This is a genomic window from Pseudohongiella sp. SYSU M77423, assembly GCF_029911965.1.
Taxonomy (GTDB): Bacteria; Pseudomonadota; Gammaproteobacteria; order Pseudomonadales; family Pseudohongiellaceae; genus Pseudohongiella.
The window spans coordinates 88,737-115,428 of record NZ_JARYTH010000005.1; the positions used below are offsets into that span (position 1 = coordinate 88,737).

Consider the following 26,692-nt stretch of genomic DNA (forward strand, 5'->3'; position numbering starts at 1 on the left):
AAATGTTCTTCGCGTTGTGTGGGACCCTCGACGTTTCTGCAAGCAGCAAAGACCTGTGCTCCACGCTCAGTCCTTAGAATCCGCAAACCATCGACTGGTAAATCCCCAGCACGAATCGAGTGCTCTATAAATGCCTGGCTCCTGAGCTGGAGGCTTTGTGCCATGCGGTCCTCAATCTGCTGACAACGGAGTTGAAAGTCCTGGCAGGAGGCCATCAGCCCGACGCTCCCCGCTGGCTGTTTTCTGGGTCGGGCACAAGGCATCACGTCGCAATCTCGGTATGAATAGCGGAAAATACAAGCTCCACCAGGTCACCCAGAGTAGACACCTGAATCAGCATGGACTCATCCACATCTATGCCGAACTCAGCTTCCAGCTCAAAAACAACCTCTACCAGCTTCAGGGAATCGAGCCCCAGGTCGGCAACGCGAATATCCCTGTCATAGGACTGCAGACATGGCTCCTTACTACCAGTTGATTGGGACGCGGTGACATTAATCTGCTCCAGCAATTTATTCTCGATGCCGGCCCTTATCAGAGACTCAGGCACAGTTGACCTCCTTGTCCAGCAGACTCTGCATTAGCGATCTGCACTGATCGCGCTTGATTTTTCCACTGGTCGTCAACGGCATACGTCCGCTTGAGAGAACGTGCGCTCCCTCTGGCGCTACCCCGGTCAACTCAAGCACAAAGGAAACAATCCGATGCAGGTCGAGACTGGCTATGGCCCGAGTACTTTCCAGAACCAGCCCCAATGTTTCACAGCCGTCACAGTTGACTGCAACAGCTGCACATCTGCCAATGCCATGTCTGGTAAACCTGTGTTCAACCTGCCCCTCGATGAACTCTGCACAAAGTGGTCTACCGCGGACTTTGAGCACACTGTTCTCTCGCCCGGTGACATACAGCAGTCCCGCTCTGAAATATCCGCGATCACCGGTACGCAAGAATCTGCCGGAAACGTCGTTAAGCTTTTGACCAAAAACCCTGCCATCACTTTCAGTTTCAAGGGTATATCCGCGCGCTACTGATGCCGATTTAACCCAGATCTCACCTTCCTGACCGTCTTCGCAACAACGTCGCCTGACGGTATCCACTACCTTGATAACTCGACTGCTACTCCCAACAGCAACGGCTTGATCATCCCTCTTATTGAGGCTTTCCCTGTCTGCCTTCAAGCCTTGCACTCCGCTGACAAATAATGTTGCCTCGGCAAGCCCGTAACAGGGAAACAGTGCCCGTTCCTGCATGCCATATCGACGCAGTGCTATCAGAAATTCCCGGAGTGTCCGGTAACTGACTCGCTCTGAGCCGCAGTAAGCCAGGCGCCAGCAACTCAGATCCAGATCCGTGTCCAGCTGTCCAGACTGGGATATCTGCTGCAGGCATCGACGATAGGCAAAACTTGGAGCACCTGAAATGGTGACGCGGTATTTGTCGATCGCGGCAAGCCACTTAAGTGGTCTGGCAACAAATGTCTTTGGCGACAGAAAATAATTGTGGATACCCGCATAGACTGGCTGGATGACATGTCCAATCAGGCCCATATCGTGATGAAACGGTAGCCATGAAAGACCGACATCATCCCTGTTGCATTGGAATGCACTGCTAATCTGCCTGACATTAGCCAATATGTTGCTGTGAGAGATTGCCACTCCTTTGGGTTGGCTGGTGGATCCCGAAGTAAACTGTATGAAAGCGACGTCGGACGCCTGTGGCGATTGCAGCTCAAGCTGTGGCTGTTCATGACTGAACTCAAGCAGCGACTGAAGTGTGTATACCGGTACATGATCAACCTTGATCAAGGCTGCCAGGGTCTGCCCTGTAAGCACAGCGCGGACACCATGTTTACTTAGCAACGCCGCCATCCCGGTCCAGGATGTGCCTCGTGGTTTTGTCATCGGTACCGGCGTGACTCCCGCCAGCACTGATGCCCAGAATACCTGCACGAACTCCGGGCCATGTGTATAAATAAGGCCTACCCGCGTTCCCTTTAAGCCAATACGCTGCATGCCACAGGCCAGTTTTTGCGACTGCTCAAGCAGGCCTGACAATGTTATCTGACACTCCGGTTTGAGGTCAGCATTCAAAAACGTGTATATCAGTTTTTCAGGTTCTGATGCCGTGCGGCATCGCAATAACCCCGGAAGTGTCTCCGACTCTGCAGTGCGGTCATGGTCTGCCGTTGTTAAAAGCCGATTTTGCATATCACTGTTCCTTGTGACTATCAATTCCCGCCATGGTTACCAAGAGTTTAAGCACAGGCATCTGAGATTTTCCTAAAAATAATTTCCGGCAAACCTCCATCTTCCTGTCTAACATCCAGGTTAGGTATCTATGCAATGACGGCGGTAATCAATATGTACACAGGCACCAGTGTCAGCAATAAAAGGGCCATGAGTCATACAAATATAAGCTATTCAACTTCGCTTCAAAGCTCATTCCTCTTGGGCTATCTTGATGAAAACCCAGACACGTCCGGAACGCGCACTGAGACTCGCCAACGTATGCTTTACGAGTTGGCAAACGCACGGGTGTGGAATGTGCAGCAACAGATTAACTGGGACATGTCGAAACGCAGCTCTGCCTTTCCGGAGTGTAAAAGCGATGATCCTCTTGACGCCTACCAGCCTTACCAGTCACTTTCCCGAGAACGGCGTCGTGCGCTGAGCTGGCGTCGTCATGCGATGGAGCTCAGCGACATACTTCACGGCGAACAGGCCGCTCTGTTACTTTCAGCGCAATTGTTGTCGGTTGTACCCACCCCAGCAGCAAGACTGTTCATGAGTAGTCAGGTCTCAGATGAGGCCCGTCACGTAGATTTTTTTATTCAGTATATGGTCGCGGCGAAGCTTCCTGTTTCCGCGCCCAACAATCAGCTCGCGAGGCTTATTCATGGCGCGCTGCAAAGCCCGGACTGGCGCTATAAGTTCAGTGTATGCCAGGTCCTGATTGAAAGCCTGGCTCTGGCCAGATTCAGGGAGCTCAAAAGCAGTAGCCGCATACCGGCTCTGCAACAGGGGCTTGCGCTGATATTGCAGGATGAAGCCAGGCATGTGAAGTTCGGCACTGACACATTGCATGAAGCTTTTGCAGATCTCACAGCAGAGGAGAGAGAACTCAGGGGCAGCCATCTGCTACACAGCGCCCTGCTGCTGATCGATACAACACACAGTAGCGCAGTACTGGCGCGTGAAGGTCGCTGGGATGCCGCACACCTCCGACTGCACCTGCGACAATACCGTATTCGCCACCCTGAAATTGCCCGCCAGAGGCTGCGGCAACTCAGCCTGAACATGAGCTCTGCGGGCCTTATGACTGACAACGTGCGCAAGCGCCTTGAGCGTATCACCAGCCCTACCAATAGCTGACTGCTTGCTCTACAATCGGGTGTCTGGCTGGCCTAATCATTCATTTATCAGAGCGGTACCCATGATCACATCACCCGATCCGAATATTAGCTATCAACTGACACACGGCGTTTTTGTAATGCAGATTCAGCGCCCTGAAAAAAAGAATGCGCTGACACAGACCATGTACCAGGCATTGGCTCAGGGCATTTCGGCTGCTGAAAAAGACGACGACGCGCGGGTGATTCTGATTCGGGGTTCTGAGGACTGCTTCACCAGTGGCAACGACGTCAATGACTTTGTTAAATCGTCTGACGTCGGCACAGAGCGTCCCTCTGTTCAGTTCATGAAGGCCATCGCACATGCGGGCAAACCAGTTGTGGCGGCGGTCGGGGGGCTTGCCATCGGTATTGGCACCACCATGCTGCTGCACTGTGACCTTGTGTATGCGGCTGAGGATGCCTACTTCCAGCTGCCATTCACTCGTCTGGGTCTGTGCCCAGAGGCCGGCTCCAGTGCCCTGCTGCCGCAGATCCTGGGCCACCAGCGCGCCAGCGAGCTGTTGTTGCTGGGTGATCGTTTCTCCGCCGCCAAAGCCCATCAGTATGGCATGGTGAATGAGGTGCTGCCTTCGGCCGGATATCTGGAGCACGCCATGGCCAAGGCGACAGAACTGGCGAAACTGCCTGCCGATGCGGTACGCACCTCAAAAGCATTGATAAAGCGCAACCAGGCATCGCCAATGAACGATACGATTCAGGCTGAACTGCTGCAATTTTCGCGACTGCTGCAATCACCTGACGCCCAGGCGATTTTCCAGGCATTTCTTAACAAAAAGAAATAAGCCCCGGTTTAGCAACTGGCCCAGCTGTTATTAATCAGGCTCGTTTTCCCAGCAAAACATCACGAGCCTCATTAAGCCGCTGCGCCAGGTAAGGCGAACCTCCCCGGTCCGGGTGCAGCTTCTGCATCAGGCGCCTGTGGGCCGCCACGATTTGCTCTCGGGTGGCACCCGCCTCAAGCCCCAGTATTTCCAGCGCCAGTGACTCGGACATTGTATCGCTGTCTTGATGTGCACGTTCACCGCCCGTCTGGCTTGAAGCCGAATCGGCCTGCTCACGCCAGTCTGGATGCATCCGGTCCAGATAGGCTTCCAGCAATTGCAGGGTATCAGCGTCGTCCTGGCTCTCCTGCGCCAGTTCCAACAGGTCCGGAAGACCCAGTTGCGACAGTCGCTTGCCCTTAAACTGACCTTGCAGGACTCGCCCGTCCATTGCCCCAGTGCTGTGCTGCAGCGCCATCGCCAGCCAGTCAGTTTTAACTGTAGAGTTGCCAGAGCGACGTCCACCGCTGCCAGCAGGCCCTGAACCCGTCGAGGAGCGCCGTAGACGTAACATGGACGCGAGCTGCATCAGCCAGTGGGCATTGCGCATCGCGAAGGTAAGCAGGAATATGATTGGTGCCAGTACTGCCTGCACTGGCAGTCGTCCCATCAGGATAAGGGCCAGTACAAGCACCAATACCGACGTCAGTGCAACCAGCCAGCGAAACTGCTGTTTTGTGAGTGAGTAATGTTGCCTGACGCGCAACAGCCCCCACCAGGCAAGCCCGATCAGCAACAGCGGGCCCAGCAGTCTGAAAATCAACAACGATGCAGTCTCCCAATCGTTTTAAGCAGCAGGTGGAACAATCAGGCTGGAAGCTTAACCGGATAGCTGTTGGCCAAGCAATTTTACTGAAGGGTGGGCACGACGACTGAAATCCTCCAGCGCCTTGATCCCGCCGCTGGCGTACACCGCAACGGCATTCAACAGGTCACGCAGCTGCTCCGCACTGCCGTGATCAAAGGGCGAATAGGCACCGCCGGAAAGCCGCGCCATCTCAACAAAACAGCGTTGTGCAGTAATATGCTGACCTTCCTGAAAAACAAACAGAGGAACACGCAATAAGCCCAGCTCGCCGGCATGCTGGCACAACACATCCATGCTCTCTTCCATGCAATCACCGACGTATACCACTGCATGCACTTTCTCACGGCGTGTTTCAGTCTTTACGTGCTCCAGCAGTCTCTCGATCTTGGTGATGCCCGCCTGGCAGCGAATGCCTGTCATCTGTGGTAGCAACTGTGAGGAGTCACCGTACCAGTCGCTGGCACGAAACTCGGCAACGCCCCTGAAATAACAAAGTTGAATCTGCAGGCCGCCCAGGCTGCCTGCACTGGCGAACATGTCGGCCTGCAACTGCATTGCCTTGTCCCAGGTTGCTTCTCGGGAGGCGGTGGCATCCAGTGCAAAAATCAGGCGGCCACTGCGTCCTTTGGTATTGACCGGCGGCATGGATTTTACCTGCTGCAGGAAGTTGCTGACGTCCGGGCGGGATGCCGGAAGCGAGTCGGCGTCGCGCTGCCGGGCTGGTGACTTATTGTTGATGAGACTTTTCAGATCCTTCATGGTCTACCTCTTGATGGGCTCGCTGGTGATGAGCCCGCTCACGCCGCCGAAAATCAACGCTATGTTTCGTAACAACGCCGATACAGTGATTTCAGCATAACAAACGACCCTGTATGAAGGAAATTGTCCCACGCTGTTGGCCTTGAAATCAGTACCATAAATCTCGCAACGGCGTAGCTTGTGGATGCTGCACTGGCGCTTGTGAGTCAACTTGTGCATGTTGCGCGGCTGCCTCAACCTTAACAGGCCCTTTCTCAAGCATCCGGATCTGCCAAACATGTCAATCCTGGGGCTGGCGACGAAATACCTTCTTGCCGGAAATCATGGCGGAAACCAGACCATTACCAAAACGTACTTCTTCAACTACAACGGCCAGGACATGCAGGAAAGCCGATATAAGTAACAGCCAGAAGAATCTTTTGTGGATCTCAATGAATGGCGCCCTGAATTCTCTCATTGCCGCGTAACCTTCCGGATCCAGCATTTCCTTGGCGCCAGGCACCAGACCAACCAATTGGCTGTGATCTTCACCGGCACCAGTTGCCCACTCGGCAAACTCGTGCCCGAAAGGCGGGAAGTATAGGTCTGTGCCTGCCAACACCAAGCCGGTGGCCATTTGCCCGACCAGCAGAATATACAAAAACAGCAGCATCAGTCTGGCAGCCGGATTATGTCCGCGATACTCTGGAGGATGGCCCGTGCGCACACCGTGCAACCAGACTTTCAGGTCGCTCCTGAAGGATTTGCTGAACGGCATTACCGCCCCCCAACGCGCCGTGCTGCTGCCCACAAATCCCCATACCAGGCGCCAGAGCAGATTGAAGGCGAATACATACCCCACATAGGCGTGCATGATTTTAAGCGTTATCTTGCCTTCGCTGTTTACACCGAGTGAGCTGGAATTCAGTATAGCCGAACCAATAACAATCAGAGCCAGGACACAGAGCACATTCACCCAATGAAAGATGCGAATGGATCGATCCCATATTTGTTCCTCATGAAGCCGGTTTTCGGTTGTCATCTGCTTCGCCTCTGCTATGGTCGTCAGATTCACTCTACACCGATTTCATGAGAGTCAATTGAGATGAATCAAGCGGGAAGCAAACCGGGATTTATTGATCCGCTAACAGCGCGCACCTTCGACATCAAAAACTCATAGCGTCTGCGCAAAAAAATGCCGGGCCGACCCACAGGTCAAACCCGGCAGCGCGTTACACCACGTAATCGATAAATATCGACTAACCATTACTCAGCGGAGGCCGGAGCCTCCAGCTCATAACGGAACACATACTGCACATTCGGTACGTCCACCGCCTGGCCGGCGACCACGCGTGGCCGGAAACGGAACTGTCTGGTAGCGGCCACAGCTGTGTGATCAAACATATAGGGAGGTTCAGCCTCCAGCACCCGGATAGAGTCTGAATCGACGACGCCATCAGCTGTCACAGTGAACCTTACGTGCACCCAGCCCTCAATTCTCTCGTCGGCTGCCTGCCGCGGATACATCGGCTCGACAGTATTCAGCGGTATCATTTCCTGATCGACGTCACGACTTTCCGGGTTGGGCTGTTCCTGGGCCTGCAGCATCTGATGACTTCCCATCACCCCCAGCACTGTTGCTGAAAGTAAGGCAACAGCAGCCAGCGATTTGCGCATATGGCGTTTTGATTGTTGTGCGTTCATCACGTTCTCCTCAAGCACTCGGCTTATTCTTTGTTTTAGTGTGTGGCGGTCGTGCATGGTCTGCACCAGCAGGCTGCTGATGCGTCTGGAACGCCGGGCATGGATACAGCCGGTTGCCACTCCCAGCAAACTTTCTGCGTAGTCGGTATTCATGCGGCCAGCTTGCAGCACGGCCGCATCACAACTGTTTTCGGAAGACTCATGCAGGCGCTTCGCGGCGAGCCAGGCCAGCGGATTTATCCAGAAGGCGCAGGCGGCCAGATAGGACAATAGAGCAGTCAACCAATCGAGTCGTTTAATATGGCAAAGCTCATGCAACAACACATCGGTCAATACCGAGTCAGACCACTTTGATGACACGCCTGGCAGGAGAATTGTTGGTCTGAGCAGCCCGAATGAAACCGGCGAATCCAGCGAATCATTTACCCGCAGCACAACAGGTCTTTTTATCTGCAGGCGATCTTTCAACTCACTGAGCTGCGTCACTGTTCTGGAGTCGGCCGGTAATTGAGACTGGCGTACAATGCTGGCAAGACGCACTGCGGCTATCAGCAGCCGGGACGCCAACAGCACTGCCACACTGGCGTAAAGTGCAATCAGAAGCGTTACAAAAGACCAGCTCCTCGCCGATGCGCTCTGCAGAGTGCTGACGCGCAACTCGAACAGTGCCGAAGCGGGAGCGCCAGCTGTCTCTTCAACCTGAATGCCTTGCAAAATAACTCCCGTAACGGGCAGCATGATCAGACAGCAAAGACAGCCCAGCCACAAAAGGTGCTGACTCGCCGCGACGCACCGCTTGCTCAGCAATTTGTCTGCAAGCACAAAGACCAGCACCAGCAACACCGATTTTCCGAGCAAGTCCATCAACCAGATTGCCTGTTCCATAATCAGACCTCCTCACCGGATGACTTGCGGCGCTTATGTGCCTGAATCATGGACTTGAGCTCGTCAAGCTCCTCATCGGAGAGCTCATCCAGTGACATATCCAATAATGAGTTCACGGCCAGATAGGGAGAGTCATCAAAGAATGTCCTGACGACATTACCCAGCGCCGATCGTGAGGCTTTTTCTCGAGCGACCAGTGGAAAATAGACATACTTGGGGCCACTCTCACGGTGACCGACATGCCCCTTCTCCACCAGTTTGCCCAGCAACGTGCGCACTGATGAATAACTGGGCGCATCCTCCATTGCCTCCATCACATCCTTTACGCTGGCGTGCTCCAGTCGATAGAGAATGTCCATGATCTGACGTTCACGCCGGCTTAATTTGTCTGCTTTGGTCATTGATCCTCTCCTGTCCGGGCGCCCTGGCTTCCTGCCCGGTGCTCCGGTAGCTACGCCGCTGGATTGCAGCGAGTGTTAAATATTTAACATAGTGCTAATAAAATAGCATGCAAGAATCAAAGTCAAGCGATTTCTGCTAATAAATTAACACACCGATAAGAAACAGCAGGGCGGGGTCAGGCCAGGGGCTCTGACAGGCTTGGTCCGTAAGTTAGGAGAGTTTGTTGTTTAGATGCCTGCAGCGCTGTAGAACACAGCCAGCCAGACCGTCTTTTGATCAGGATCTGTCCACGCGACCCGGTGGCGGCAGTGCGCAGGAATATTGATGTAGTCGCCAGCAGCCAGGCGCACATCCGCACTGTTTTCGAAGGCGAGTACAGCACCACCCTGCAGCACCATGACCCACTCATGTTCATCCTGGTCATACCAGCCTTGCGCAGGTGACGTGTGACCCTGCGAGACGATACGCTCTATGCGCACGCCAGGTGTATTGAGTATCTCGTCGAACTGTTCGGCGTCTGAAGATTCGGGGATTGCATCAAAGAGGTTTTCGGTCAGCATGGGTATCAACCGATTTAATGGTGCGGACGGAGAGACTCGAACTCTCACACCTTGCGGCACTGGAACCTAAATCCAGCGTGTCTACCAATTCCACCACGTCCGCCTTGAGAAAGGCCGCGCATTATATAGCGGCGCGGCCTGCTCTGCCAGTGCTCTGGTTTCGATTAATCCTGGGCGACCGCTTCAATCTGCTGCTGCAGTCGCTGCAGGGCCTGGTTGGACTGCAGACGGTAGGCATCAATCGCCTCAATCGCCTCTTCAACGCGCATCAGGCGATCGTTAAGACCACCTGAGGCATTCTCGGCAGTACTGATGGTTGCGCGTAGATTGACCAGCTCCTGAGCCACGCCCTGCAGGTTTTGCACCTGCCCGTTCAGTGTATTCAGGCGCTGCGACACCTGACTGGTCTCCTGACGCACGGCTGCGATGTCTCGCTGCGCGCCCTCAGCCAGTGAGGACACATTGACCACTCGCTGGTTGGTTTCTTCAATCGCCGTGAGGTTTTCCTGTGAACGGGTCTCAACATTGGCAACTCGCCCGGTGAGATCGTCGACATTGCTGTTGGTGGCATTTCGTGCCGCCCACAGTTTATCGATCTCCGAGAAATTAAAGTCCAGACGCTCAATGATATTGCCTGTGGTTTCCTCCGCGCTGTCACCGACCAGGGCAAGTCTGTCTTCCAGGTCCAGAATACGGCGCTCTGCCTGATCAAGCTGCTGCAGGGTGGCCTGATAAACCGTATAGCCGGCGTAGGCACCACCTATCAGCGCCAGCGACAATATACCCAGCATGATGCGTACCGGCCAGGTGGATACCTTTACCTGCTCGACATAGGAGGTCGTTTTTACCAGGTCTGGCTGACGACGGCCTTTCTGGCGGGATGCTACCTCATCCTTCGGCACCGACATCGAAGGAATATCATCACCAATATCGTCGTTATCTCGCATCACTCAATTCCTCAGTACAGGGTTACCGCCTATTGTAGACGCATTCAGGGGCTGCCAGCAAAGCCTGTCCAACAGTGGCTTGCCTTGAATCACCGGCCTTTGTGCATTATGCTCACTGGGTCTAGTTCAATCCAAAACAAGCTGAGGATGCTATGAAATTAGAACTACCTGAACTCCCGTATGCGGCCAATGCACTGGAGCCGCATATGTCGGCGGAAACCTTCAGTTTCCACCATGGCAAACACCACAACACCTATGTCGTCAAAGGCAATGAACTGCTGGCTGACGCCGGCATCGACGCCGATAACCTGGAAGATCTGGTCCGCGAATCAGCCAAAGTAGGCGGCCCACTGTTCAACAACGTCGCCCAGGTGTACAACCACAATTTCTTCTGGAAAAGCATGACACCTAATGGTGGTGGCGCGCCAACCGGCGCAATTGCCGATCGCATTAATGCTGATTTTGGCAGCTATGAAAATTTCAAGAAAGAATTCGTGAATGGCGGTGCCGGCCAGTTCGGCAGCGGCTGGGTATGGCTGGTTGAAGACGGTGGCAAACTGAAAGTCGTCAAGACTCCGAATGCCGAAACACCGCTGACCACCAGCGCCAAGCCCATCCTGGTCTGCGACGTGTGGGAACATGCCTACTACCTGGATTACCAGAATCGTCGCCCTGACTTCCTGAACAGTTTTGTCGACAACCTGATCAACTGGGATTTCGCTAACGAAAACCTGGCTTAATCAGTGATCTTGAGGAGGTCAGCCTGACAGCGTTCGCTAAAGGCTGACCAGACTCAGCAAGGCCGCTGTCAGCAGCGCCATTGCCAGCAGCATGAAGTACAGAACCCCTATCACCAGATATTTTGCTACCGTCATATCCCAGCCCTGCCCGTACACAGTCCTTTGCATCAGCAGAAGATAAAGCGGCGCCCAAACTGTAGCCACCCTTCCGATGGTGGAAAGAACCCCGTCCAGAAACGAGCCAGCCGGCGGCAATCCGGAAACCCAGTTCAGAAGCAGACCGATCAACAGCGCCATGAAAAGGAAACTGTGGCTGTGCAGAGCCACCACAAAATGCTCCATGTACATACGGCCAGAGAAGACATAGAACAACTTCAGCAACAGCGCAAAAATGGGCAGCATGCAGAAAAGCACGATAGGCAACAGGCTGAACATGGCATCAATCAACCGGCCCGGATCCTGATTCACCTGCTCCAGGTTGCCGACTCCACGCTCGACCATGGCATTCAGCCACTGGTTGGCACTTTGCGGCAACCAGTCGATCTGTAGCTCACTGCGGAAGCTGTCCTCTGCTGATTCGCCAGTCGTATCAGGCAGGCCGGTTTCGGCTGGCTCCTGCGGCGTCACCGGCTCGGGCGGCGGAATAGCTGGCGGCTCAGTTGTGACTCCAAGCTCTTCAAGCCGCGATCGGGCCGCAGTTTCAATACCGTCTCTAGCACTTCGTAGCGTGTTGCCGGCAAGTCCACCGCCATCAACCGAACCGGCTTCCAGCTGAGTGAGCGATTGCTGGATTTCTGATATCAAGCGATCACGTTCTGCGATAACGGCGTCTGCGGTTTCGAGCTCCGCAAATATTTCATAATTCGCACGGGCACTCAGTTCTGTTACTTCATCAGGCAATGCCAGTAGCTGCAATGCCAGGAAACTGACGATACTCAGGACAAAGAACAGCCGAAATGGCAATACGTAACGAGCTCGTTTGCCTGCCATATAGTCGCGCGTCAAACGCCCGGGCTTAAAATACAGGGGCACCAGTGTTCGCCAGATGCGATTGTCGTACTCAAAGACAGTGTCGAGGATATCGGTGAAAACCGATCCAAAATGGCGGACTTCGCTCCTGGCCTTCTGGCCGCAATGATGGCACCACTGCCCCTGCAACTCAGTGTCACAGTTAAGGCAGTGTGAGGGCAGGACAGGTGTGATGTCACCCATAGATTGGAAGCCCGTTCATAACAATAACCCGGTATTCCAGCAGATTAATGTAATTACCGGCCGGGTTCAATTGGAGGCATAAACACAAAGGCCCGGTGTTAACCGGGCCTTGTACTATTGCGTTGGACCAGAAGTACTTAGAATCGACCTTTCAGACCCACGGCAAATGTCGGGCCGTATTCCTCAAACTGGAAGGTATAGGCCTTGCTTCCCTGATACAGCTCCAAAGGCTCATCGGTCAGGTTGGTCAACTCCGCGACTACTTCAAGCTGGTCGCTGATTCGATATGCCGCGGTCAGATCCACTTGTGTATGCGGCGCCACGTAGATGTCGAAGCGAGTGTCGTCACCTATCTCTTCCAGGTACTCATCACGATGGGTAATACTCAGACGAGTGCTTAAACGCTCATTCTCAAATCCAAGATAGGCATTGGCTGAACGTTCTGCGGCCTGCGGCAGCATGAAGTTTTCGTTAGCACGTTCCGCAACGTTCAACTCGGTATCCAGCACGGTCAGATTAAGTCCCACCAGCAGGCCGGACAATTGCGCATTGATAACATCCAGTCCCTGCTGTGCATTGAACTCGACGCCTGTTACCGATGCTTTGGTGCCATTGATCGGCATAGTGACATCATAACCGTTGAATGCTGTGCTGTTACGTGTAGTGAATTCAACAATATAGTCGTCGATATCTTTATAAAAGACACCTGCAGAGATCACACCAGACTCACCGTAGTACCAGTCTGCCAGCAGGTCCAGGTTGCTGGATTCATACGGATCCAGATCCGGGTTGCCCATGTCGATCTCCAGTGATTCACGATTGATCTGTGAACGTGGCGAGATATCATTGAAATTGGGCCGTGCAATGGTGTTGCTCCACGCCGCACGAACCACCAGATTGTCCAGCGGCTCATAACGCAGGTGCAGACCCGGCAGCAAATTGCTGTAGTCCGATGAGACCGAGCGGGCATTGACGCTGAGGTTTTCATTTTCATCAAACACCAGTTGATTGCCGTCGGCACTGTAGCTGGTGCGCTCAACACGCGCGCCCGCGATGACCTGCAGCCGGTCCAGCGCCCAGGTGCCCATCAGATAGGCGGCTGTCACATCTTCCTCAGCGTCAAAATCGTTGACGGTATTCAATACCAGAGTTTCATCCCGATCCTGAGGACGAACAGCAAATTGGTTGCGGTTCTGGTTGTAGTAATTCATGAATCCGCGGGCATCAATACCCTGGCCCAGATTACCCAGGCCGTATGACGGAGCTGCGCTGGTAAACTGCGACAGCATGACATCAGGTGTGATTCGTTCTTCGATTTCGCTAATGTCGGTGGTTTTGTCTTTATAGCGCCCATCCAGGCCTGCTTTTAATGTCAGCGACTCCATACCAAAGGCATAGGGCACTTCCATGTTGAGCTGGAAGTTGACTTCGTCGTCATCCACCAGGATGGGCTCAATCACCACGCGGTCAATCTCATAGATTGCATTGTCCAGATAACCCACGGCCGGCGAACCGTTTTCCAGGAATGTATAACGTGCGATGCCCTGACCGATTACAACGTTGGCGTCCAGTTCGTTGCCGGTTTTTTCGAAACGGCCCTCCTTTTCGTCCAGTACACGCTCTTTGGTGGTTGAGATACCAACATTGTAGTCGAGTGTCCAGGCACGCAAAGCGTGTTCAGCGCCCACGTTAAAGGCCAGCGTATCCTGCTCTTTGGTGCGGAAGCGGATACGGCGGCGGAAGCTGTCTTCCGGCAGATCCGCATAGGTGACGTTTGTACCGTCATAGGAGGTAATGGTGCCGTCCTCGAACACGAATACGTTACGCTGACGGCTTTCGGCGTCTGTAAATTCGCTGTATACCGTGTTGGCGTACAGGCGTGTCTGGTCATTGGCCTGATACTCCAGATTCAGGTTCATGCCGATACGTTCACGTGTCAGAGCATACTTGCGCTCATTGACCTCAAGCAGCGTAAATACATCTTCACCGTTGAAGTCCATAAAATCGTAGAGCGGCTCAATGTTGTCCGACTCCATGCTGCGCTCAGTGTAGTTGACGCCAAAGGTCACTCCGAGGTTTTCGGTTCCACCAAAGGCGCTGAACACGTCGCTGAAATCCAGTTGCCCTTTGGGACTGGTCTCGCCACTGAGTTCATTATACGTACCCTGTACGCGGTAGCTGACCTGCCTTTCATCGCGGTCGAATGCTGACGCAGAGCGCACATTGACGGCGCCACCAATGGCATCACCTGGCATATCCGGAGTTGGTACCTTGGTGACTTCCAGCAGATCAACTGAGCCAGTGGGAATCACATCCAGCGGCACAGCACGTGATCCATCTTCCGGCGTGCCGATACGCACACCATTGATGGTAACCGTGCTCAGCCCCGCATCAATACCACGCACGCTGACAAAACGACCTTCGCCCTGGTCACGGGTAATGGAGATACCAGGCAGACGCTGCAGGGATTCGGCGACGTTCTGGTCCACGAACTGCCCCATGTCATCGGCTGCGATATAGTTGGTGATCGAGTTGGCGCGACGGTACTCGTCCAGCGCTTTGTTCTGGGCGGCGCGCTGGCCGAATACCAGGATCTCTTCCATTTCGCCCGATGACTGTGCGTTGGCGCCGCTTGCGCCGCTCACAGCCAGCATGGCAATCAAAAGCTTGCGGTATGTGAATGCGTGAGAATTGCTCATCAAAAAACTCCAGAAGCATGTGGGAATTTGTCGGTTTTATTTTTCGCGACCATGCTATGAAGCTTTGGTGACCAATTGATGTAACTTCCATGACGGTTCAATGACATGCAGATCTGGCGCTAAAGATTGACCGTCGCCGGCCGATCCTTAAGGAGTTAACCCGTAATCCAGAGCCTGTTATGAATCCGTCTACCATCATCGGCATGCTGTCCAGCGTTGCGCTGCTGACCAGCGTATTGTTCTTCTCTGCTGAGTCGGAGACCAGCTTTTTGAACCTGCCAGGGCTGGCCATCGTGATCACCGGCACAATGGCGGCGACATTCATCAGCTACCCCATGAAAGAGGTGTTGCGGGTATTCAAACTGGTCGGCCTGGTGTTCCGGCGCGAAAACACCTATACACGTGACGACATCAAAGAGATGGTGCAAGTATCGCGCCTGTGGTTTCAGGGCAATATCAAGGATGTCGACGATGCGCTGGTCAAGATAAAAAACCCCTTCCTGCGCAATGGCATACAGCTAGTGATAGCCAATACTGACGAGCAGGAAATCATCGATACCATGCGCTGGCGGATCGCCCGCGTGAAGGCGAGAGAGAAAGCCGAAGCGCATATCTTCCGAACCATGTCCACCTACGCTGCCGCCTTCGGCATGATAGGCACGTTGGTAGGGCTGGTGAATATGCTAGCGGTGATGGATTCAGGCAGCCTGGATATGATCGGCCCGCAGATGGCGGTTGCGCTGCTGACCACCTTTTACGGTATTTTGCTGGGCAACGTGTTTTTTCAGCCGATTGCCGTCAAGCTGGAGCGCCGCACAGAAGAACGCCTGATTGCCATGAACATGGTGCTTGAAGGCGTCGCCATGATGAGCAAGCGCCGCCCGCCGTCTTTCATCGAAGATACGCTGAAAGGGTTTGCAGCAACTTATGAAGACGAAATTCGCGACAAAGGCATGCCACCCATGAAGCGTCGGGCGGACGCCTGACGGCACTGGAACTGTGTTATGGAAATGAGTCGATATTCCGTCGACCAGGTTGGCGACGACGGGGCACCACCCGAGCAGGACAACTCCTGGATGCTCAGCTACCTGGACGTGTTGACGTTGCTGATCGCCTTTTTTGTGCTGTTGCTGGCAATGTCTGAACCAAAAACCGAAGAGGAGCCCGTCCTGCAGACCCTGGTCACCTCGGGAGCACCCGGCGCCGACGGACAGGTGACTGGCAGCACGTCTACCAACTCCAATCAGATTACCAGCGTCCAGGCGGCCAGTGACGGCATCTTGACGGGAGGGATTGGTGTTTTACCCGAGTACAACGCCATAATTGCCGGCAACTCTGGCGAAACCAATCCCGATGCTGACGCCACCGGCACCAACGAGCAGAGCACAGAAGACTACGATGAACGCTATGGTGATCTTGAGGACAGCCTCAATGCCCTGTCGCTGCAGGGCGTCGACGCGACGCCTGGCACAGAAGGACTGACCCTGCGTATCGCCGACAACCTGTTGTTCGACAGCGGCGAGGCAGAGCTGCGTTACGAGGGCATGATTCTGATCAGCCAATTGACTGAAGTACTTGAAGCATTCAGTGGCAACATCTCGGTAGAGGGCCACACCGACAATATACCGATCAGCACTCCCCGCTTCCCCTCCAACTGGGAGCTGTCCAGCGCACGCGCAATCTCTGTACTGCGTTTTCTGGAAAGTGATGGCATCGACCCATCACGAATGCGCGCTATTGGTTACGCTGACACTCAACCCCTGCAGAGCAATGCTAGCGCAGAGGGTCGGGCTGGCAATCGTCGTGTCGAACTGGTGCTACGCGAACCCTGAGCAAAAATCAGGTCCGGCAGAAATCAGCCATCTCCTGAAGCGTGGTGTTTGCCTCGGGCATTACTGGAACAAACAGTGGCCAGACATGAGGCTGGCCGCGCCAGGTATGCACTTCGACGCTGACGCCAGCATCCGCGGCTCGCTCCGCAACCCTGATACCGTCATCGCGCAGCACTTCTGTGTCACTCAGATAAATTCGCAGTGGCGGAAACCCAGTATAGTCCGCATACAGCGGTGAAGCTCGGGGATCTTTGGGATCAGCGCCATTTAGGTACCCCGCCGCAGCACGACGAATCGCGTCGCCACTGAACATGGCACAACTGCGATCATTGCTGTCCAGCGACGTTCCCGTGCACCTCAAATCAGCATAAGGGGACAACACTACAGCTTTCGCGGGCATGGCAAGACCAGCCTGCTGGATCTGGTGCAGCAGTGACAGTACCAGTCCACCACCCGCAGAATCGCCCGCCAGATAAATCTGCTCTGGCTGAAACGTCTCCAACAGGTAATGCCAGGCAGCCATGGCATCATCCGCGGCCGCTGGAAAAGGCGCCTCCGGAGCACGACGATAGTCGAGGGAAAACACCCTGGCACCGGACTGTTTGGCGAGTCGCGTGGTGAATGGACGGTAGGAGGCAGCTGTACCAAACAGATAACCGCCACCATGGCAATACAGGATGCATCGCGCCGGATCCGCATCAGCCGGCTCATGCCACTCGCCCTTCAGGCCAGACTGTTCAACTTCACGAATGCTGACACCGTCCGCTGGGCCACCCTGCCCCATATCGCGTTCAACGGTTTTGCGGAAGCGTATCGGGTCAAAATCGTCGGCCATCAATTTGGGCTTGAATTTGCGCTTTAGAAACCAGCTGATGAAGCGTGATCGAAGTGATCGACGTTTGACGGTCTTGCGGGTCAACATACAGACATCTCCTGTCGCGGCCCGGCGCATCCGGGCCATCGCGTCTGTCTCAATGCTTGCTCAGCTGGCGACTGGTGTCAAACGATCTGTTGCATGCGTTGCAGGGCCTGCTGGAGCTGGTCCATGCTGTCGCAACGAAGGGTAGCGTGTCCGACCTTGCGACCGGCCTTAAACGCCTTGTTGTAGTGATGAAGGTGGCATGACTGTTCGGTAAGAACCGCGCTGGCGTCGGGTACTTCACCTATGAAGTTAATCATGGCACTTTCGCCTACTTTACGGGTATCACCCAAAGGCAGTCCGGTAATCGCCCGCAGATGATTTTCGAACTGACTGCACTCGGCCCCTTCAATAGTCCAGTGACCACTGTTGTGCACGCGCGGCGCAATTTCATTGGCTTTTAGCCCGCCATCAATTTCGAAGAATTCAAATGCCAGAACCCCGACATAATCCAGATGCTCCAGCACGCGATTCACGTAGTCCTCAGCCTGAGCCTGCAAGGGATGCTCGGAACTGGCGATGGACAGGCGCAGGATACCGTCGGTGTGGGTATTATGAACCAGCGGGTAGGCGCGGGTTTCGCCATTGCGTCCGCGAACAGCAACCAGAGAAACTTCGCCACTGAACGGCACAAAGGTTTCCAGGATACAGGGCACGGAACCCAGCGCCGCGAATGCCCCCTGCAGGTCTTCGGGCTGACGCAGTACGCGCTGTCCCTTGCCATCGTAACCCAGTGTCCGTGTTTTCAGGACCGCGGGTAAACCCAGGGTTTTGGCAGCCTCTTCCAGGTCAGCCTGGCTGTGAATATCGGCGAAGGGAGCAACCGGAATACCCAGCTGCCTGAACAGCGTCTTTTCCAGCAGTCGGTCGCGCGCGATGCGCAGCGCTTCAGCACCGGGATAGACAGGCACCAGTTGCGACAAAAAGGCGACTGTGTCGGCCGGCACGTTCTCAAACTCGAAGGTCACCAGGTCAACCTGCTGTGCCAGCTGCTGCAGATGATCGTAGTCGTTGTAATCTGCACAGATGTGCGAACCCAGAGCGGCTGCGCAGGCATCCGACGCTGGATCCAGAAACACAAACTGCATACCCAGCGGAGTGCCTGCCAAAGCCAGCATCCGCCCCAATTGACCACCACCAATCACGCCTATTTTCATAAGTTGACCGTCACGTTGTGCCAGTTACGCCTGACTGGGATCGGGATTGTCCAGCACTGTCCGGGTCTGATTGTCCCGAAAGGCCTTGAGTGCCTGCTGATACTCGGGGTATTTGTTACCCAGAATGCTGGCAGCCAGCAGCGCCGCATTGACTGCGCCGGCGCGACCGATGGCCAGAGTAGCCACAGCGATGCCCGCTGGCATCTGCACAATTGAGAGAAGAGAGTCTACACCAGACAACATGGAGGACTGCACCGGAACACCCAGCACCGGCAGATGCGTTTTCGACGCACACATACCCGGAAGGTGGGCTGCGCCGCCTGCACCTGCAATAATGACTTCAAGCCCTCGCTCGGCGGCAGTGTCCGCGTAGCTGAACAAAAGATCAGGCGTACGGTGTGCCGAGACGACTTTGACTTCGTGGGGGATACCGAGCTGCTCCAGCATCTGGGCGGTATGGCTCATGGTCGACCAGTCAGACTTGGACCCCATGATGACACCCACCAAAGGTTTTGCCGGTGCGGTCATTGGCATTTCCTCTCAGAAAGAAAAAGCGCGTAGTATATATCAGAACTTGTGCAATCGCAGCACTTCCACGTCTGACAGGAAGCAGATCATGGCAAAGTCTGCATAATAGTGCTCCTGCATGTACTGCATGATTTTTTCTGCCACGGGTCGACCGCAGACAACCTCCACCCGGATATTGCTGTTGTTGTCCCAATCCGATGCCCTGACGCCGCGACTGCCACTGCCGCGCGCTTCTGAGATCGTCCAGCCAGGCGCCCCCAGCGCATCCAGGTCTTTAAGCAGCCGGGACTCAAGGACAGCTTCGCAGATGATGGTCACCAATGTCCGTGTCGCAGCGCCACTGTGTTCGCTCATGATGATGCTCCAGTCAGCAGCCACTGCGCTGCCTGCAGATAAAGAGGGATTCCAATCAGGATATTAAACGGGAATGTGATGCCCAGCGACGCTGCCAGCGAAAGTGAAGGGTTCGCCTCCGGCAGGGCCAGTCGCATGGCGGCAGGCACCGCGATGTAGGAAGCACTCGCACCCAGAGTCGCCAGCATTGCCGTGCCACCGATCGACAGACCAATTCCTGCGCCTACCATCAGACCAACGCCGGCGCCCAGCCATGGCATCAGCAGGGCGAAAAACACCAGGCGCAGACCAACGGAGCGCAGCGCTGACATCTGCCTGGAGGCTATCAGCCCCATCTCCAGCAGGAACAGCGCCAGTACCGGGGGGAACATGCTGGTATAGAGCGGCTCCAGGGGTGCAACCGCTTCTTTGCCCGCCAGCACGCCTATAACCAGGCCACCCAATAGCAGCATGATGCTCTTACCGAGCAGTATTTCCCTGCCCAGTTCGCCCCAGTGGGTCTGTTTTGAAAGCCCTCTTGCCAGAATAATACCGACGATGATTGCCGGGATCTCCAGAATGGCTACAAACAGCGGCATATAGCTTTCGAAAAAAACGTCCTCGGTGACCATATAGGCCACCACGACGGCAAAGGTACCGGCGCTGACAGAGCCGTAGTGCGCAGCAATACTTGCAGAATCAATACGCCCGAAGCGCAGGATGCGCAGCAGCGGAAAGGCAATCAGTGGCAAGGCCACGCCCATCAATAACACCGCCAGCATTTGCCAAAGCAGGGCGGGACTGGCCTGAGCGGCCAGCTCCACGCCACCATGCAGGCCGATTGCCAGCAACAGAAGGATGGACAGAGTCTCGTAGAGCGCAGGCGGCAGCTTCAATTCGCTGCGCAGCAGGCCCGCCACCAGGCCAAAAATAAAGAACAGAACGACTGGATCCCAGCCCATGACACATTATCCTCGCGATCGCGCCGAATTAGAGAGCCATATCCGCAGAAACTACCATGGCAACTGTGATATCAATCACTTACTGAGCGGGCATTTCTTGCTTTTACTGTCTTGATAATAAAGAATGACGTGAGAATTCTAACCCACAAGGGAGTTCAAAGACATGAAACACCCATTCCACCCGATTAAAGGCTCACTTGCTGCTGCTATCGTATCAGCCCCCCTGCTGCTGACAAGCTCATTTGCTATGGCTCAGGATAGCGGCTTTTACATCGGCGGCAGTTATGGCGAAAGTTATGGTCGTCTGTCTCGCGAAGAGGTCTCAGAAACCTTTCAGGCGAATGGGCGGCAGGTACTGTCACTGACCAAGGATGACGAGGACGGCGCCGGCAAACTTCTGCTGGGCTACGATATCAACGAGATCTTCGCTGCCGAATTCAGTTATTTTCGCCTTGGCGACTATGATTTCAATACGAGACTCGCTCCCGCTCAGAACATGAGAGGCAGAGCCAATGTAGACGGCTTCGGGCTCGATCTGGTCACCAAAATGCCGGTAACCGACAGACTGACAGCCTTGCTCCGCGCCGGTGTGGCACGTACTGCAGTCGCGCAGTCATTCTCCCGTTTCCCATCGACGCCTGCCAACAGCTTTGACGGCCGGACCGATCGTGAATTCGAGGGCAAGGCCGGCGTTGGTCTGGAATATGACTTTACTGATGCCCTGTCAGCACGCGCAGAGCTGGATTACTACAAGCTGCCTTCAAACCAGATGATTGGCGACAGTGCCCATATGGCGACAGTTGGTGTGGTTTACCGCTTCGGACGGGCTGCCCCGGCTCCAGCACCAGTGGCTCCAACGCCTGCACCCGCACCACGGCCCGAGCCTGCCCCTGAGCCAGCACCTGAGCCGGTAAGCATCACTCTGGATGCCAGCCTGCTGTTTGACTTTGACGAGTCAACGATCAGACCGTCCGGACGTCAGGAGCTTGATGCCCTGCTGCGCCAGCTCAACGAACTGGATTACGACGCAGCCATTGTGGTCGGCCATACAGACCGTATCGGTAGCCGTGAATATAACCTTGGACTGTCCCAGCGCCGCGCAGAAGCAGTCCGCGAATACCTGGTACAGGGCGGTGTTCCGGCAGGCACCATCACGGCCCGAGGGGTAGCGAACGACGAATCCCTGCTGTCTCCATCTGATTGCCGTGGTCTGGGCAGCAATGCCGCAACCATCGAGTGTCTGCAGCCAGATCGTCGTGTTGTTGTCGAAATCGACGGAACCCGCGAACCATAAACGAAAAGGCCCTTTCTGGGCCTTTTTCAACGAGGCAAAAAAAAGGGCCAGCGCTTTTGCGCTGGCCCTTTTTTGTTGGCTCAGGAAGCCGGGCTTACATCATGCCCATGCCGCCCATACCACCCATGCCGCCCATATCAGGAGCAGCAGCAGGCTTCTCTTCCGGGATTTCAGTGATCATGCACTCAGTAGTGATCATCAGGCCAGCCACGGAGCCAGCAGCCTGCAATGCACTGCGAGTCACTTTGGCCGGGTCGATGATGCCCGCTTCAACCATGTCTACATACTCGCCGGTGGCTGCGTTGTAGCCCTGGTTGCCAGTGGCAGACTTCACCTTGTCGAGAACAACTGATGGCTCATCACCGGCGTTGCGTACGATCTGACGCAGCGGAGCAGTAACAGCACGCATCAGCAACGCGATACCCACGTTCTGATCTTCGTTGTCGCCTTTCAGCTTGCCTTCAACGGCCTGCAGCGCACGAACCAGTGCGACACCACCGCCAGGAACAACACCCTCTTCCACCGCAGCACGAGTTGAGTGCAGCGCGTCTTCCACGCGAGCCTTCTTCTCTTTCATTTCCATTTCAGTGCCGGCGCCAACACGGATGACCGCAACACCGCCAGCCAGCTTGGCCACGCGCTCCTGCAGCTTTTCCTTGTCGTAGTCAGACGAGGTATCTTCGATCTGCTTGCGAATCTGATTCACACGCGCTTCGATGGCCTTCTTGTCGCCTGCGCCATCAACGATGGTGGTGTTTTCCTTGGACAGCGTGACATTCTTGGCACTGCCCAGATGTGACAGGTCAGCCTGCTCCAGGCTCAGACCCACTTCTTCGCTGATGACGGTACCGCCAGTCAACACAGCAATGTCTTCCAGCATGGCCTTACGGCGGTCACCGAAACCAGGCGCCTTGGCCGCAGCCACTTTGACGATGCCGCGCATGTTGTTGACGATCAGTGTTGCCAGCGCTTCACCTTCGACGTCTTCAGCAATTACCAGCAGCGGACGGCTGGACTTTGCTACGCCTTCCAGCAGCGGCAGCATTTCGCGGATGTTGGAGATTTTCTTGTCAACCAGCAGGATGTACGGATTTTCCAGCTCCGCACTCATGTTGTCCTGGTTGTTGATGAAGTAGGGAGACAGGTAACCGCGGTCGAACTGCATACCCTCAACCACGTCCAGTTCGTTGTCGAAACCGGAACCTTCTTCAACAGTGATGACGCCTTCTTTGCCCACTTTTTCCATTGCTTCGGCAATGATCTTGCCGACATCGGAGTCAGAGTTGGCAGAGATTGTGCCAACCTGAGCGATGGAACGAGAGTCGGTGCAGGGCGTGGAGATCTTGCCGATTTCCTCAACCAGAGCTTTTACAGCCTTGTCGATGCCGCGCTTGAGATCCATTGGGTTCATGCCAGCGGCGACAGACTTCAGGCCTTCGTTGAGAATCGCCTGAGCCAGAACAGTTGCAGTGGTCGTACCATCGCCAGCCACATCGGAGGTCTGGGAAGCGACTTCTTTCACCATCTGCGCGCCCATGTTCTCGAACTTGTCCTTCAGCTCGATTTCCTTAGCTACAGATACGCCGTCCTTGGTTACGGTAGGTGCGCCAAAAGACTTGTCCAGGACCACATTACGGCCTTTGGGGCCCAGGGTTACCTTGACTGCGTCTGCCAGTACGTTAACACCCTTCAGCAGTTTCTGACGGGCTGGATCACCGAATTTTACGTCTTTAGCCATGTTCTATGTTTCCTTTTAAATCCAGAATACAAACAAAGTGTGATTGCGAGTGACTCAGGAGTACCTCTGAGTCAGGTGTTTAGCCTTCAATCACGCCATAAATTTCGTTTTCGTTGAGGATCAGCAGCTCTTCATCGCCGATCTTTACGGTGTTGCTGGCATACTTGCCAAAGACCACGACATCGCCCACTTTTACGTCGACCGGACGCTTTTCACCGTTTTCCAGAATGCGACCAGGACCCACTGCCAGCACTTCGCCCTGAGCCGGCTTTTCGGCTGCAGAACCCGGCAGAACAATACCGCCTGCTGTCTTGGTCTCTTCTTCCTTGCGTCGGACGACAACACGGTCTTGCAAAGGTCGAATGTTCATTATTCGTACTCTCCTGACTGAAACATTGATTATCGATGTTGAAAATCGCCAGACTGGCGGTGCCAGGCCGGCAAAACTTACTACCTTGTGACAGCGTATGTGGGGATGACCGGCAGGATTTCAATGGCTGGGGCAAAAAATTTTTAAACTTTTTGCGGGTTTTTCTGAGTAACGCTTATGGGCCGGAGTCGCAGGTTTGCATCGGGGTTTTAATGGCGAAAGCGTTCATCGTCGCTGTTGTGCTCAAGCGTCGAGTCTCGCGGCGGCGCGTCCCGGTCCACAACCTCACCATCAATAATGTCGCCCTGGCCGCGACTGTTTGAGGGCCCGGACTGCCAGTGGGTGCCGGACGTAAAGCCGCCAACAAAAAAGCCGCTGCCTTTGCTGATCGCGCGTTTCGCCAGTCGCTTGCGCACAACTGGAGTCAGCAGCAAAAACCCAATCGTATCCGTTATCAGGCCGGGAGTCAGCAGCAGCGCACCAGCGACCGCCAGCATCATTCCCTCAACAATCTCCTGACCCGGTAGTTGCCCGGCGGCCATACGCTGATTGGCGCGGTTCAGGGTACTGAAGCCCTGATAACGCAACACGCTGAGGCCAACCGCCGCAGTCAGTATCACCAGTGCCAGCGTCGCCAGCCCGCCGATCAGGTCAGCCACTGCGAAAAGCAGGTAAAGCTCGGCGAGTGGGACAACGACCAGCGCTAAAAACGGTATTCTCATCAGGCATTCTCTTCGGCCAGGGCATCCTGACGTTCTTTGTATTGATCAATCTGCTTGCCTATCCAGCCTAACATCAACAGGCCGGGAATCACCATCGCAGCTGTCATCACAAAGAACAATGGCCAGTTTCCATCCATTGAATCCACGATCAGGCCACTGCTGGCTGCCAGTGTGGTGCGCCCAAAGTTCGACACCGATGACATCAGGGCGTACTGCGTTCCGGTGTAAGTCCGGCTGGTGAAATAGGAAATAAATGATATGAACGCGACGGTGGCAAAGGCGCCAGTGAAGTTATCCAGCACCAGGGTTGCCAGCAGAATGGGAATACTTGGACCGGCCAGCGCCAGCCAGGCAAACATCAGGTTGGTGGCCCCCATGGCCGCACCACCCACCATCAGCCCCTTGATGACACCATAACGGGTGTTGATCAGTGCGCCGCCCAGGCAGAACAGGGCGGTCATGACGCCACCAAAAAACTTGGAATAAAAGGCTATCTGATCTCGGGTAAAGCCGATCTCGACATAGAAAACCAGCGACATACGGCCCAGCATGGCATCACCCAGCCGGAACACCAGCAGCAGCACCAGAATCGACAGGGCCAGCTTCCAGCCGCATCGAACAAAGAACTCCCTGAACGGCCCCACCACGTAGGTTGTAAACCCGTTAATAAGTGCTCGCAATGCTGAGGGTGCGGCCCTGGGCGCCTGCAGCGTCCTGGCAGACGCCTCCACTTCTTCATCGGGTTCCCTGATCAGAACCACACAGGCCATTAACAGCAGGTACAAGAATAGCAATGTGCGATACACCTGCGGCCACTCCAGACCGATGGTTTCTCCGCCCAGCGCCAGCGCAAACGCACCGCCGATAAAGCCATAGCCTGCCCACCAGCCTGTAGTAGTGACGGCGGCGGCAAATGGCATTTTTTCGTCCATTTCTTCGCGTTTGAAGATACTGATTCGATAGGCATCTACCGCTATGTCCTGCGTAGCAGAAAACAGCGCCACAGCCAGTGCGCTGATGCTGATCAGCCAAAGGTTGCTCGCCGGATCGCCGGTACTCAGAACCAGAATGGCGCAGGCGATGGCCGCCTGAGTCAGCAATATCCAGCTGCGTCGTTGGCCAAAATATCGATAAAGAATGGGCAGGCGAAGTTTGTCGACCATGGGCGCCCAGGCCCAATTGATGGCGTACACGGTCGCGACAGCACCGATGTAACCAATGGCAGAGCGCGACAATCCAGCGCTTTGCATCCACAGCGTTAATACCGAGCCATGCAATACCCAGGGAAAACCACTTGAAAAACCCAGCAGGAAGATCGCGATAAAACGTCGATCGCGCAACTGGGCCAGGGACTCCCGCATGGAAGTCACCTGACCGTCTGAGGATTGGCGACTAAACACTTAATCCCGGAAATTATTGTACTGCAGTGGAATATCGATCTTCGCTTCCCGCAGCATGGCAATCACTGCCTGGAGATCGTCGCGTTTCTTTCCTGTCACTCGAAGCTTGTCGCCCTGAATGGCAGTCTGGACTTTCATTTTTTCGTCTTTGATCAGTTTGACGAGTTTACGCGCAGTATCCGCGTCAATCCCCTGCTGAATGGTTACCTGCATGGAGGCCTTTCTGCCGGTTTCAACGATTTCGCCTTCCTGCATGCTTTTGATATCAACATTGCGCTTTACCAGTTTGCCTTTCAGGATATCCAGCATCTGTTGGACCTGAAAATCTGATTCAGCAGACAGTGTGATCTCGGCTTCCTTAAGCTCGAAACTTGCATCCACACCCTTAAAATCGAAGCGCGTGCCGACCTCACGGCTCGCCTGGTCAACAGCATTGCGTACTTCCGGCAGATCCACTTCAGATACAACATCAAACGATGGCATAAAAACCCCTGTCCTCACGACAATCT

General features: G+C 54.8%; 27 protein-coding genes and 1 tRNA gene. 6 read left to right on the forward strand and 22 right to left on the reverse strand.

All coding sequences use genetic code 11. The features are described 5' to 3' along the window. Positions 1 to 262: 262 nt before the first annotated feature. Together QGM61_RS11860 and QGM61_RS11865 are read right to left on the reverse strand one after the other, a co-directional pair. Positions 263 to 550 carry an acyl carrier protein gene (locus QGM61_RS11860; RefSeq protein WP_237134771.1) on the reverse strand — a complete coding sequence of 96 codons (288 nt, stop codon included), beginning with the start codon at positions 548 to 550 and terminating at the stop codon, positions 263 to 265. Beyond that, positions 543 to 2,207 carry an AMP-binding protein gene (locus tag QGM61_RS11865; protein WP_237134772.1) on the reverse strand — a complete coding sequence of 555 codons (1,665 nt, stop codon included), beginning with the start codon at positions 2,205 to 2,207 and terminating at the stop codon, positions 543 to 545. The genes QGM61_RS11860 and QGM61_RS11865 overlap by 8 nt, the downstream gene beginning before the upstream one ends. A 300-nt stretch (positions 2,208 to 2,507) precedes the next feature. Here QGM61_RS11865 and QGM61_RS11870 point away from each other — a divergent pair, with 300 nt between their 5' ends. Both QGM61_RS11870 and QGM61_RS11875 read left to right on the forward strand, forming a co-directional pair. Continuing rightward, a complete protein-coding gene (locus QGM61_RS11870) occupies positions 2,508 to 3,371 on the forward strand; it encodes a ferritin-like domain-containing protein (protein WP_272907350.1) in 864 nt (287 codons plus the stop codon). A 61-nt stretch (positions 3,372 to 3,432) separates the two neighbouring features. Beyond that, entirely contained in the window at positions 3,433 to 4,194 is a 762-nt protein-coding gene (locus tag QGM61_RS11875; protein WP_237134774.1) for an enoyl-CoA hydratase, read from the forward strand. A gap of 34 nt (positions 4,195 to 4,228) precedes the next feature. On the opposite strand, the gene QGM61_RS11880 is transcribed toward QGM61_RS11875, so the two are convergent. The 8 genes from QGM61_RS11880 to QGM61_RS11915 form a co-directional block, all read right to left on the reverse strand. Continuing rightward, the gene (locus tag QGM61_RS11880) at positions 4,229 to 4,999 is read right to left on the reverse strand and encodes a molecular chaperone DnaJ (RefSeq protein WP_281133127.1); all 771 of its coding nucleotides are present in this window, start codon (positions 4,997 to 4,999) and stop codon (positions 4,229 to 4,231) included. Positions 5,000 to 5,053: 54 nt separating this feature from the next. Further along, positions 5,054 to 5,800: a VWA domain-containing protein gene (locus QGM61_RS11885; RefSeq protein ID WP_281133128.1), complete on the reverse strand. Its 747-nt coding sequence runs from the start codon at positions 5,798 to 5,800 to the stop codon at positions 5,054 to 5,056. Positions 5,801 to 6,080: 280 nt separating this feature from the next. Continuing rightward, a complete protein-coding gene (locus QGM61_RS11890; RefSeq protein ID WP_281133129.1) occupies positions 6,081 to 6,821 on the reverse strand; it encodes a cytochrome b/b6 domain-containing protein in 741 nt (246 codons plus the stop codon). A gap of 224 nt (positions 6,822 to 7,045) precedes the next feature. Then, a complete protein-coding gene (locus QGM61_RS11895) occupies positions 7,046 to 8,368 on the reverse strand; it encodes a M56 family metallopeptidase (protein WP_281133130.1) in 1,323 nt (440 codons plus the stop codon). Between the two features lie 2 nt (positions 8,369 to 8,370). Continuing rightward, complete coding sequence (locus QGM61_RS11900) at positions 8,371 to 8,769, reverse strand: BlaI/MecI/CopY family transcriptional regulator (protein ID WP_281133131.1); 399 nt, start codon at positions 8,767 to 8,769, stop codon at positions 8,371 to 8,373. A gap of 228 nt (positions 8,770 to 8,997) precedes the next feature. Next, a complete protein-coding gene (locus tag QGM61_RS11905; RefSeq protein ID WP_281133132.1) occupies positions 8,998 to 9,330 on the reverse strand; it encodes a cupin domain-containing protein in 333 nt (110 codons plus the stop codon). An 18-nt stretch (positions 9,331 to 9,348) separates the two neighbouring features. Beyond that, positions 9,349 to 9,433: transfer RNA gene (locus QGM61_RS11910), tRNA-Leu, on the reverse strand. 61 nt (positions 9,434 to 9,494) lie between these two features. Continuing rightward, complete coding sequence (locus QGM61_RS11915; RefSeq protein WP_237134784.1) at positions 9,495 to 10,277, reverse strand: hypothetical protein; 783 nt, start codon at positions 10,275 to 10,277, stop codon at positions 9,495 to 9,497. 152 nt (positions 10,278 to 10,429) lie between these two features. On the opposite strand from QGM61_RS11915, the gene QGM61_RS11920 reads away from it, so the two are divergent. Further along, entirely contained in the window at positions 10,430 to 11,017 is a 588-nt protein-coding gene (locus QGM61_RS11920) for a superoxide dismutase (RefSeq protein WP_237134785.1), read from the forward strand. Positions 11,018 to 11,053: 36 nt separating this feature from the next. Here QGM61_RS11920 and QGM61_RS11925 read toward each other — a convergent pair whose 3' ends face one another. Beyond that, positions 11,054 to 12,229, reverse strand: coding sequence for a DUF3667 domain-containing protein (locus QGM61_RS11925; RefSeq protein ID WP_281133133.1), 1,176 nt, complete (start codon positions 12,227 to 12,229; stop codon positions 11,054 to 11,056). Between the two features lie 137 nt (positions 12,230 to 12,366). Next, the gene (locus QGM61_RS11930) at positions 12,367 to 14,928 is read right to left on the reverse strand and encodes a TonB-dependent receptor (RefSeq protein WP_281133134.1); all 2,562 of its coding nucleotides are present in this window, start codon (positions 14,926 to 14,928) and stop codon (positions 12,367 to 12,369) included. 179 nt (positions 14,929 to 15,107) lie between these two features. Here QGM61_RS11930 and QGM61_RS11935 point away from each other — a divergent pair, with 179 nt between their 5' ends. Further along, on the forward strand, positions 15,108 to 15,914 hold the full coding sequence (locus QGM61_RS11935; protein ID WP_237134788.1) for a motility protein A: 807 nt from the start codon (positions 15,108 to 15,110) through the stop codon (positions 15,912 to 15,914). Between the two features lie 18 nt (positions 15,915 to 15,932). Further along, positions 15,933 to 16,760, forward strand: coding sequence for a flagellar motor protein MotB (locus tag QGM61_RS11940; RefSeq protein ID WP_281133135.1), 828 nt, complete (start codon positions 15,933 to 15,935; stop codon positions 16,758 to 16,760). A 7-nt stretch (positions 16,761 to 16,767) separates the two neighbouring features. Here the strand turns inward: QGM61_RS11940 and QGM61_RS11945 are convergent, their stop codons facing one another. From QGM61_RS11945 to QGM61_RS11965, 5 genes are all read right to left on the reverse strand, one after another. Beyond that, the gene (locus QGM61_RS11945) at positions 16,768 to 17,682 is read right to left on the reverse strand and encodes an alpha/beta hydrolase (RefSeq protein WP_281133136.1); all 915 of its coding nucleotides are present in this window, start codon (positions 17,680 to 17,682) and stop codon (positions 16,768 to 16,770) included. 77 nt (positions 17,683 to 17,759) lie between these two features. After that, positions 17,760 to 18,836, reverse strand: a complete 1,077-nt coding sequence (locus QGM61_RS11950) for a 5-(carboxyamino)imidazole ribonucleotide synthase (RefSeq protein WP_281133137.1) — start codon at positions 18,834 to 18,836, stop codon at positions 17,760 to 17,762. Between the two features lie 24 nt (positions 18,837 to 18,860). Further along, complete coding sequence (gene purE, locus QGM61_RS11955) at positions 18,861 to 19,364, reverse strand: 5-(carboxyamino)imidazole ribonucleotide mutase (RefSeq protein ID WP_237134792.1); 504 nt, start codon at positions 19,362 to 19,364, stop codon at positions 18,861 to 18,863. A 39-nt stretch (positions 19,365 to 19,403) separates the two neighbouring features. After that, positions 19,404 to 19,718, reverse strand: a complete 315-nt coding sequence (locus QGM61_RS11960; protein ID WP_281133138.1) for a P-II family nitrogen regulator — start codon at positions 19,716 to 19,718, stop codon at positions 19,404 to 19,406. After that, positions 19,715 to 20,659, reverse strand: a complete 945-nt coding sequence (locus QGM61_RS11965) for a sodium-dependent bicarbonate transport family permease (protein ID WP_281133139.1) — start codon at positions 20,657 to 20,659, stop codon at positions 19,715 to 19,717. Before QGM61_RS11965 ends, QGM61_RS11960 begins: the two co-directional genes overlap by 4 nt. Positions 20,660 to 20,822: 163 nt before the next feature. Between QGM61_RS11965 and QGM61_RS11970 the strand changes: the two genes are divergently transcribed. After that, positions 20,823 to 21,953 carry an OmpA family protein gene (locus QGM61_RS11970; protein ID WP_281133140.1) on the forward strand — a complete coding sequence of 377 codons (1,131 nt, stop codon included), beginning with the start codon at positions 20,823 to 20,825 and terminating at the stop codon, positions 21,951 to 21,953. A gap of 94 nt (positions 21,954 to 22,047) precedes the next feature. On the opposite strand, the gene groL is transcribed toward QGM61_RS11970, so the two are convergent. From groL to QGM61_RS11995, 5 genes are all read right to left on the reverse strand, one after another. Beyond that, complete coding sequence (gene groL, locus QGM61_RS11975; protein WP_237134796.1) at positions 22,048 to 23,691, reverse strand: chaperonin GroEL; 1,644 nt, start codon at positions 23,689 to 23,691, stop codon at positions 22,048 to 22,050. A 79-nt stretch (positions 23,692 to 23,770) separates the two neighbouring features. Continuing rightward, complete coding sequence (locus QGM61_RS11980) at positions 23,771 to 24,061, reverse strand: co-chaperone GroES (RefSeq protein ID WP_237134797.1); 291 nt, start codon at positions 24,059 to 24,061, stop codon at positions 23,771 to 23,773. Between the two features lie 209 nt (positions 24,062 to 24,270). Continuing rightward, a complete protein-coding gene (locus QGM61_RS11985) occupies positions 24,271 to 24,783 on the reverse strand; it encodes an FxsA family protein (protein ID WP_237134798.1) in 513 nt (170 codons plus the stop codon). Next, positions 24,783 to 26,144: an AmpG family muropeptide MFS transporter gene (locus tag QGM61_RS11990; RefSeq protein ID WP_237134799.1), complete on the reverse strand. Its 1,362-nt coding sequence runs from the start codon at positions 26,142 to 26,144 to the stop codon at positions 24,783 to 24,785. The genes QGM61_RS11985 and QGM61_RS11990 overlap by 1 nt, the downstream gene beginning before the upstream one ends. Positions 26,145 to 26,183: 39 nt before the next feature. Then, positions 26,184 to 26,666, reverse strand: coding sequence for a YajQ family cyclic di-GMP-binding protein (locus QGM61_RS11995; protein WP_237134800.1), 483 nt, complete (start codon positions 26,664 to 26,666; stop codon positions 26,184 to 26,186). Positions 26,667 to 26,692: the final 26 nt, after the last annotated feature.

What these genes read in the sequence shown, in the direction of transcription:
- QGM61_RS11865 (WP_237134772.1), bottom strand. Translation starts at nt 2,207, where the DNA reads ATGCAAAATCGGCTTTTAACAACGGCAGACCATGACCGCACTGCAGAG.
- QGM61_RS11870 (WP_272907350.1), top strand. Translation starts at nt 2,508, where the DNA reads ATGCTTTACGAGTTGGCAAACGCACGGGTGTGGAATGTGCAGCAACAG.
- QGM61_RS11875 (WP_237134774.1), top strand. Translation starts at nt 3,433, where the DNA reads ATGATCACATCACCCGATCCGAATATTAGCTATCAACTGACACACGGC.
- QGM61_RS11885 (WP_281133128.1), bottom strand. Translation starts at nt 5,800, where the DNA reads ATGAAGGATCTGAAAAGTCTCATCAACAATAAGTCACCAGCCCGGCAG.
- QGM61_RS11890 (WP_281133129.1), bottom strand. Translation starts at nt 6,821, where the DNA reads ATGACAACCGAAAACCGGCTTCATGAGGAACAAATATGGGATCGATCC.
- QGM61_RS11895 (WP_281133130.1), bottom strand. Translation starts at nt 8,368, where the DNA reads ATGGAACAGGCAATCTGGTTGATGGACTTGCTCGGAAAATCGGTGTTG.
- QGM61_RS11900 (WP_281133131.1), bottom strand. Translation starts at nt 8,769, where the DNA reads ATGACCAAAGCAGACAAATTAAGCCGGCGTGAACGTCAGATCATGGAC.
- QGM61_RS11905 (WP_281133132.1), bottom strand. Translation starts at nt 9,330, where the DNA reads ATGCTGACCGAAAACCTCTTTGATGCAATCCCCGAATCTTCAGACGCC.
- QGM61_RS11915 (WP_237134784.1), bottom strand. Translation starts at nt 10,277, where the DNA reads ATGCGAGATAACGACGATATTGGTGATGATATTCCTTCGATGTCGGTG.
- QGM61_RS11920 (WP_237134785.1), top strand. Translation starts at nt 10,430, where the DNA reads ATGAAATTAGAACTACCTGAACTCCCGTATGCGGCCAATGCACTGGAG.
- QGM61_RS11925 (WP_281133133.1), bottom strand. Translation starts at nt 12,229, where the DNA reads ATGGGTGACATCACACCTGTCCTGCCCTCACACTGCCTTAACTGTGAC.
- QGM61_RS11930 (WP_281133134.1), bottom strand. Translation starts at nt 14,928, where the DNA reads ATGAGCAATTCTCACGCATTCACATACCGCAAGCTTTTGATTGCCATG.
- QGM61_RS11935 (WP_237134788.1), top strand. Translation starts at nt 15,108, where the DNA reads ATGAATCCGTCTACCATCATCGGCATGCTGTCCAGCGTTGCGCTGCTG.
- QGM61_RS11940 (WP_281133135.1), top strand. Translation starts at nt 15,933, where the DNA reads ATGGAAATGAGTCGATATTCCGTCGACCAGGTTGGCGACGACGGGGCA.
- QGM61_RS11945 (WP_281133136.1), bottom strand. Translation starts at nt 17,682, where the DNA reads ATGTTGACCCGCAAGACCGTCAAACGTCGATCACTTCGATCACGCTTC.
- QGM61_RS11950 (WP_281133137.1), bottom strand. Translation starts at nt 18,836, where the DNA reads ATGAAAATAGGCGTGATTGGTGGTGGTCAATTGGGGCGGATGCTGGCT.
- purE (WP_237134792.1), bottom strand. Translation starts at nt 19,364, where the DNA reads ATGACCGCACCGGCAAAACCTTTGGTGGGTGTCATCATGGGGTCCAAG.
- QGM61_RS11960 (WP_281133138.1), bottom strand. Translation starts at nt 19,718, where the DNA reads ATGAGCGAACACAGTGGCGCTGCGACACGGACATTGGTGACCATCATC.
- QGM61_RS11965 (WP_281133139.1), bottom strand. Translation starts at nt 20,659, where the DNA reads ATGGGCTGGGATCCAGTCGTTCTGTTCTTTATTTTTGGCCTGGTGGCG.
- QGM61_RS11970 (WP_281133140.1), top strand. Translation starts at nt 20,823, where the DNA reads ATGAAACACCCATTCCACCCGATTAAAGGCTCACTTGCTGCTGCTATC.
- groL (WP_237134796.1), bottom strand. Translation starts at nt 23,691, where the DNA reads ATGGCTAAAGACGTAAAATTCGGTGATCCAGCCCGTCAGAAACTGCTG.
- QGM61_RS11980 (WP_237134797.1), bottom strand. Translation starts at nt 24,061, where the DNA reads ATGAACATTCGACCTTTGCAAGACCGTGTTGTCGTCCGACGCAAGGAA.
- QGM61_RS11985 (WP_237134798.1), bottom strand. Translation starts at nt 24,783, where the DNA reads ATGAGAATACCGTTTTTAGCGCTGGTCGTTGTCCCACTCGCCGAGCTT.
- QGM61_RS11990 (WP_237134799.1), bottom strand. Translation starts at nt 26,144, where the DNA reads ATGCGGGAGTCCCTGGCCCAGTTGCGCGATCGACGTTTTATCGCGATC.
- QGM61_RS11995 (WP_237134800.1), bottom strand. Translation starts at nt 26,666, where the DNA reads ATGCCATCGTTTGATGTTGTATCTGAAGTGGATCTGCCGGAAGTACGC.